This is a genomic window from Haliscomenobacter sp. (genome assembly GCF_965225875.1).
Taxonomy (GTDB): domain Bacteria; phylum Bacteroidota; class Bacteroidia; order Chitinophagales; family Saprospiraceae; genus Haliscomenobacter.
The window spans coordinates 798293-805604 of sequence record NZ_CBDDBS010000001.1; the positions used below are offsets into that span (position 1 = coordinate 798293).

At 38.9% G+C, this 7312-nt stretch carries 4 protein-coding genes and 1 tRNA gene; 3 read left to right on the forward strand and 2 right to left on the reverse strand.

Annotated elements, in window-relative coordinates; genetic code table 11:
• Positions 1-181 precede the first annotated feature (181 nt).
• Together ACO08K_RS03095 and ACO08K_RS03100 are read left to right on the forward strand one after the other, a co-directional pair.
• Positions 182-1705: a hypothetical protein gene (locus ACO08K_RS03095; RefSeq protein ID WP_421794927.1), complete on the forward strand. Its 1524-nt coding sequence runs from the start codon at positions 182-184 to the stop codon at positions 1703-1705.
• Positions 1702-2019 (forward strand): hypothetical protein, encoded by a 318-nt coding sequence (locus ACO08K_RS03100; protein WP_421794928.1) that lies wholly within the window; start codon positions 1702-1704, stop codon positions 2017-2019. Before ACO08K_RS03095 ends, ACO08K_RS03100 begins: the two co-directional genes overlap by 4 nt.
• A 979-nt stretch (positions 2020-2998) precedes the next feature.
• Here ACO08K_RS03100 and ACO08K_RS03105 read toward each other — a convergent pair.
• Positions 2999-6295 (reverse strand): tetratricopeptide repeat protein, encoded by a 3297-nt coding sequence (locus ACO08K_RS03105; protein ID WP_421794929.1) that lies wholly within the window; start codon positions 6293-6295, stop codon positions 2999-3001.
• A 471-nt stretch (positions 6296-6766) separates the two neighbouring features.
• On the opposite strand from ACO08K_RS03105, the gene ACO08K_RS03110 reads away from it, so the two are divergent.
• On the forward strand, positions 6767-6964 hold the full coding sequence (locus ACO08K_RS03110) for a hypothetical protein (RefSeq protein WP_421794930.1): 198 nt from the start codon (positions 6767-6769) through the stop codon (positions 6962-6964).
• A 115-nt stretch (positions 6965-7079) separates the two neighbouring features.
• On the opposite strand, the gene ACO08K_RS03115 is transcribed toward ACO08K_RS03110, so the two are convergent.
• Positions 7080-7150: transfer RNA gene (locus tag ACO08K_RS03115), tRNA-Gln, on the reverse strand.
• Positions 7151-7312: the final 162 nt, after the last annotated feature.

The following is a 7312-nucleotide window of genomic DNA, read 5'->3' on the forward strand; positions in this document are numbered from 1 at the left end:
CGTGTAAAATCGCAGATCACAGATTCACCTTGAAAAATACCCTATGTCGCTTTTGTAGGTCTTTTGAACTGCGAAGGTGGGCAAAATCGACTTTTAAAAACAAAAAAGCCAGGCTTTAAGACCTGGCGAAATCGACTTTTAAAAACAAAAAAAGCCCTCTCGGGCTAAAAATGTTTTCAACATGCCAAAGTTACGTAAAAAGCTTGAAAAAGCAAACGTCTTGGCCTGTAATGAGTTTGTTATTGGTTCAACAGAAGCTAATAACAACCAAAGCAGCCATGCCATTGAGGGCGCTCTATCGCCCGAAATCTTACCTTATGGTGATCCCACCGATTGCAGTGAAAACGCCACACAGCTAAAGCCAATCCTCTTAGCACCTACTTCTGGCACAACTACTCCTAACCAGGGCAAGATCAAAAACAAACTAGGCTGGAAAGCTGCTACGGGAGCTCCATCGGTTAAAGCCATATCTGCTAACTTTCCCCCAATAGGTAAAACGGGGGAAAAATGGACAAATCAAAAAAAGACTCTTATTGGTTTGGATTGGCTTGAACTCAAATTAGAGGTTGGTCACCTCTCATTGGAAGCATTTAATCAAAAAGGTACTTGTACGTTTGTAAAAGGATCAGAGTTTTACAGCCTTGAGCTTTTGCCCTTTGGCGGAAAAACTTATCGTACAGGCGCAGCGGTATACTATGGTAATTCCAAAATGGGAACTGTTCACTTTGATTCCATCTTTGAAAACCTCTCTAAAACGGCAAAACTCCAGCTTGAAAACACTGTATTTTACGATGACTTTGCAGAAATTACCTTGCATTCCATAATCAGCAACTTTGTAAAAGCTATAGGCTCCAAAATTCTGAGTGTTTTACGCGCAGATATTGCCTTGGATTGCCCGCAATTTGGGGCTTTTGCTAGATCGGTTGACCAAATGCAAATTGTACCCATCCGGGCAAGCTCCATGAAGGGGGGAAATTGCGCCTACAACTACTCCAATTTTGAGCGGGAGTGTACCGGGTTTTCCTATGGTTCTCGCTCCAGTGGTCGCCTTATTCGATGCTATGACAAGTCTAGGGAAATAACCGAAAAATCTCAGCACAAAACGTACATTCTGGACTATTGGAAAGCCAACGGGTTGAATGATGTCAAGGGTAATATCTGGCGCTTAGAGTATGAATTGAAAACTGATTTTTTAAAAACCGTATGTGGTTTTGAGTGGTCGCATTTATTCGATAAAAAGCGTTTGCTTGCTTTGACAGAAGTGGCCACAAAGAGCTTTTTTGAGTGGGTGCCCGCTGATGCCCTTCGCAATGCTCCAAATGCTCACCAAAGGCAAAAAAGGCTTCAAAGGGCTGAAAAAATAACAGTCATTGACTTTGACCAAGTGCAAACCGAAAACTACCAGCGAATAAAGGCTAAAGCAAAACCCAAAACAGACCGAACCGTTAAAATAATGATTAAGCAGTTGTCTTTGTCGGCTGCTTTGACTGCTGAAAATGACTTAGAAAAGGCTCTTAACTATGCCAAAGTTGCAGGTTTGTTAATGGAGCAAAACGACTTGCAAAGCTATGTAGTTAGAAAGACTCACTTTTGGAAGCCACAGATAGAGCGGGAAGCCTGGAGGCAAGGTAGGGCAGTGAACCCAATGATCGATTTACCTAATCTCGCTACTTCATTGGTAGAGCTTCAAAATATGTATGTATGAGTTTGGAGCAACAAATACAAATTGCTGTAGCCGATGCTGTAAAGGCTACCCTTCTAGATACACTAAAGAATTTGCAAGCTAAGCAAGAGGAAAATGTAAGGCTACTTACTACCTCACAAGCCGCTGAACATTTAGCATGTTCATCCGAATACATCAGAGCTTTGCAAGATAGGGGTGATTTGTCATTAATTTTTCTACCAGGAAGCAAACATAGGCGAGTATTATTATCTGAGCTAGTCACATTGATTGAAAAAAGTGTTGTAAAAAGATGTGTCCACACTCGAAACAAGAAAGAGACTGCAAAAAGCTTTTGATATGATGTTGAGCATTCCCCTTTTTTTCTGCTATTAGGTGCCCATTTCAATTGGGTATTTCCTTGTTTTTTTTCAAAAAAGAGGGGTAGTAAAAAAAAATAATATTTTTTTTGATTAGATATGAATTATATTTAATTTAATTACCATAGATAATCAGCGATTTAAAATTTAAATATTTAAATATTTATTTTCTTGATCAAAAAAATTAAATGCCGCTTATACTGTTCAATGTATTGATTTACAATTAAATACAAATAAAAATAAAAATAATTCAAATTGACCCTCGTTAAAAAAGTATTAACGAGGGGTTAATTTGGATACTAAGGTATTGAATGGATTAGAACTTTAAACTCATCCAAAATTGCAGTTGTGGGTCAAAAAATGGGCAATTTTTTTTTAGATCTAATGCGCTGAAATACAACATGTTGCAAAGTTCGCAAACTGTCCTTAAATTTGTATTAGCGAAAACAACAACATCAGGTTTGTCTGCTAAAAGAAAGAGTATTAGGTATCTCTTTTACTGGCAAATAAAACATGCAAGTGATGCTAAATAGAGACACAATTGGGTTTCTCCTGCATCTTTAGCTAGGTCAAATAGCTGGTTTTTGATGTTTATTGCGCCTGAAGCTTCTACAGGGTATCGGATAGGAGCAACCAATAGAGCCTATCAAAAACAATTAGGCTTCATTTAAACTAATAAAACTATGTTAGAATTTGAACTCAATTTCGGCAAGTGGTTAAAGATTAAAGGAGGAAAATTGAAGGGACGTGATTTGGCTTACTCCCTTGTTTTTTTGGCTTTTATCTTTGCGGTTATCGTAATTTGGATTTGCAAAATAGACCTATCTAACGTACAAATCCAATTTTGAAGGTATTAGTGGGGCACTGCACTTATTTTAGTGCCCCACTAATACTAATGATTTTGTTTTGCTTTATTAATTGCGAAGATCAGAATAGTCTGTCCTGGGGAGTGATTATTTTATACGAATGTCCTTAGTTTTTGTAAAAGATTGTCGTAAGTAGTTAGACTGATACCATGCTTTTCCATTTGGAGGTCGGTAAAATCGGACTCCATTTCTTCAAAAAAGTCTTCTATATTTTCATTTAGTTGAATACTTTTCTTATACCATTCTATGGCATTTTCTTTATTGCCTTTGAGTAGCTCTACATGGCCAAGATTTATAGCTATGGAGCTATTATTTTTATTCCAAAGTTCCCAAGATTTCATCAAATAATCGTCTGCATTTTGTAATTGGTGAGTTATAAGATATACCCACCCCAAACCATGCCAAGCATCGGCATAGCCTGACTTGATTTCAATTGCTTTTTGGTAATTTACAATAGCTCCATGAAAATCCTTTGACTTTAACAATAAATTACCCAGGTGGTAATAGTAAATAGCATTATCCGGGTTGAGTTCAATTGCTTTTTGGAATTGGGCAATAGCCCCCGGCAAGTCATCAGAGGCTTGGAATGCATAACCCAATCCAGTGTAAGTACCCGCATCATCCGGGTTGAGTTCGATAGCTTTTTGGTATTGAGCGATAGCTCCCGGCAGATCATTAGAGGCTTGGAATGCATAACCCAATCCAGCGTAAGTATCCGCATCATCCGGGTTGAGTTCGATAGCTTTTTTGTACTGAGCGATAGCTCCTGGCAGATCATTAGAGGCTTGCAATGCATAACCCAATGCAGCGTAAGTATCAGCATCATCCGGATTGAGTTCGATAGCTTTTTGGAACTGAGCAATAGCTCCTGGCAGATCATTAGATGCTTGCAATGCATAACCCAATGCAGCGTAAGTATCAGCATCATCCGGATTGAGTTCGATAGCTTTTTGGAACTGAGCAATAGCTCCTGGCAGATCATTAGATGCTTGGAATGCATAACCCAATGTAGTGTAAGTATCCGCATTTTCCGGGTTGAGTTCGATAGCTTTTTGGAACTGAGCAATAACTCCTGGCAGATCATTAGAGGCTTGCAATGCATAACCCAATCCAATGTATGCATCCGCATTTTCCGGATTGAGTTCGATAGCTTTTTGGAACTGAGCAATAGCTCCTGGCAGATCATTAGATGCTTGGAATGCCAAACCCAAGTTAAAACATGCATTAGAATTGTCCGGGTCGAGTTCGATAGTTTTTTGGAACTGCGTAATTGCTTCCGGCAGGTCATTAGAGGCTTGGAATGCTAAACCCAAGTTAAAATATGCATTAGAATTGCACGGGTCGAGTTCGATAACTTTTTGGAACTGCGTAATTGCTTCCGGCAGGTCATTAGAGGCTTGGAATGCTAAACCCAAGTTAAAATATGCATTAGAATTGCCCGGGGCGAGTTCGATAACTTTTTGGAACTGCGCAATTGCTCCTGGCAGATCATCAGAGGCTTGCAATACTATACCCAAGTTAAAATATGCATTAGAATCGCCCGGGTCGAGTTCGATAGCTTTTTGATGTTGAACAATTGCTCCTGGCAGATCATTAGAGACTTGGAATGCTATACCTAGACAGGTATAAGATATGCTAATATTTGGATCAAGCTCGATAGCTTTTTGAAACAGTGCAATAGCTTCAGTTAGGTTAGAGGAACGCAATAATGCTAGTCCTAATCCAGTGTATAAAAGATTATTTTCCAGGTTGAGTTCGATAGCTTTTCGGTACTGAGCAATTGCTCCCTGTAAGTCATCAGAGGCTTGCAAAGTATCACCTAGAAACTGGTATGCGTTGGCAAAGTCTGGTTTAGTTTCGATAGCCTTTTGGAGCTGAGAAATAGCTTTAGGCAAGTTACTCATTGTGTTCCAGCAATGTGCTTCCAAAAAATGAAAGAAACATTTATCTGTTGAATCTACTAGCCATTCCAGTTTATTTATCAAGTCAAACATTTGAATCGCAATTTCATTTTCATCTGATTGCCATGCGGCTACCCCTCTTCTAATAATTATTCCAAATTCTGTTTCTTGGGTTATTTGCTCAGCTTGAACAATTAATTCACTCCAAGGTATTGCTGAGGAAAATCCGTTCAAGCGAAAGACTCTAGCAAATGCGCGTATTGCCTCTATGATGGCCTTTTTAGGGGCAGCCAATAATTGATGATAATGATGTTCTAGCATCCATTCACGCCAGGTCTTATCTTTCCATCCAGTGTCACCTTCTAAACCCATCGTATTAGCTCGTTGAAGGTAATATTCTGCCAATTTGATGTTTTGCCCCTCCCAAGTTTCTAAGGATAACTGCCTTTGATAACGCAGCATTAATTCTCGAACATGAGCGTGATAAGCCCAATGATCATCACGTTTGTATACAAAAGGATTGTTACGGAGCCAGTAAAAGAGCTTCACAGCATCTGCCCCTTCTGATAATAACTGCTTTATAATATCTTCATTTAGTAAGTTAGGCAATGCAGCATGTAAAGCCAAATCTCTTAATATTGGCTCATCTATCCATTTTAAAAACCTTTCTACTGCTGTATCACATCGATCATTTATTTCATCTGGTGAATTTGGAGCTGTCTTAGCTAATACCTCAAGTAGCACAGGTAAACACCCTGAAAGATGGATAATGGTGTCAATAGTAGCAGGGTCTGTTACTTTTTTTCTGGATAAATAATTTCTAGCTTCATTTTGGGTAAAAGGCTCTAACGAAATAGTACTTATAGAACCAGCAAAATCATTCCATTTATTGGGATTAAGTTCCTCCTGCCCGGCAATGCAAATTAAAATGTTGTCTGGGGCATCGCCGAATTTGCCCTCCAATAGTTGACCCAGCCATTCTTCAAGATAAATGTCTGTTTTTTCATAAGTATCGAAAAAGAAGCAAATTTTGGGTTTATCCACATAATCTTTCAAGTCTTCCAAAAATAAAAGTGTTAACACCTCAACAGGTTTGACCAATAACTCCACCTCATCTTTGTTCATCTTTTTTTTCACCAAATAGCTGGTTAATTCTCCGATTTTCTCACCAATTGCATCTGTATCAAATTGGTCTAGAATTATACTTGCGCCAGGTATTAAATTACGTGCTAATTCCTTTCCCCCCTTAGCGATCATTCTTCCACTAAATGCCCCAATATTTTTTGGTGCCTCTGGGTCAGCTTCTAATAGTTTCTTTTCTTTTAAATAGATACGGTGCCTGTCTTCCAGTTTTTTGAGTGGAGCTCCTTGTTCTTTAAATTGCTTGGCAAATAAACCGAGTAAATCAGGTATTTCCCGAATATCTTCATTTGTATAGATGACTAAGGTTTCATATTCTTTAGCAAGTTGTTGAAATTTATTTACCAAGGTGGTTTTGCCTACTCCACTCTGTCCATGGATGCTGAAAATGAAGTAGTAATCGTCACTATCTAGCGAACGGCTTAAATTTTGCCTAAATAGGCTCTAAATATTGCTCCCGGCCAACAAATGTTGAGCTTCGTTTTTCCTTTAGACGGTCTTGAAAGAGATTTAGCCTTATCCATAATACGGAATTAAAAAGGTATAGTTGACTTTCTCAAAAATAAAAAAAAGAAGTAAAGCGGTCAATTAATCGAATCGTATTTAATCCTAATTCAAAACTTACTGGCTGATTAGAGCAGCAACAGGTCAAAAGAAGGATCAAAAAACATTTTAAGAGTGATTTATTTAAGTGCCGCTTCCAAAAACCTAGAAAAAATTGCCAATCACCATCTAAAAGCAGCCGTTCCATAAATAGTTCAGCACATTATCATTTTCCGTTTGTATGTTCCGTCAAATCACTCTAATGTTGTGCATAACATGAAGAAGGTGAAACGCGAATACCAACCGCGTGGGACGCGCCGGGGTTACAAAACCTTAAGGGTTGATCCCGATACCCACGAAATTCTTCAAAAGCTGGTGGAAACTTGGGGAATATCCTTTCTTCAAGTGGTGGAAAAGCTGGCGAAGGATGCAGCAGAAAAGCTGCCAACAACTCAAACTAACGAGGTTGAGTAAAAAGAAAAAGGGGCACCCGCTACCAACGAATTGCCCCTTTTTGGAGATAATAACCACGATTCTAACCACGGTTCAAAAATGAACATTGGTTTTCAACGGATTATGTAAAATCTTGTAGACCTATAAGGATTCGAACCTTAACAGGCTGAACCAAAATCAGATGTGCTACCGTTACACCATAGGTCTAAAACCAGTCCCAGAAAGCGTTTTTTCCAAGAGTGACGCAAAAGTAATACGTCCCACCATTATACGCAAGTGCTGAGCCACTTTTTTTTCAAAATAAAGCAGTTCTACTTGTTTTCGGCGGCCTGGATCAATTGTAAGTTGCTGCGTTCCAGTTCGGTCAGG

Excerpts from the sequence above, each read along its gene's own strand:
- ACO08K_RS03095 (WP_421794927.1), top strand. The coding sequence starts at position 182 with ATGCCAAAGTTACGTAAAAAGCTTGAAAAAGCAAACGTCTTGGCCTGT.
- ACO08K_RS03100 (WP_421794928.1), top strand. The coding sequence starts at position 1,702 with ATGAGTTTGGAGCAACAAATACAAATTGCTGTAGCCGATGCTGTAAAG.
- ACO08K_RS03110 (WP_421794930.1), top strand. The coding sequence starts at position 6,767 with ATGAAGAAGGTGAAACGCGAATACCAACCGCGTGGGACGCGCCGGGGT.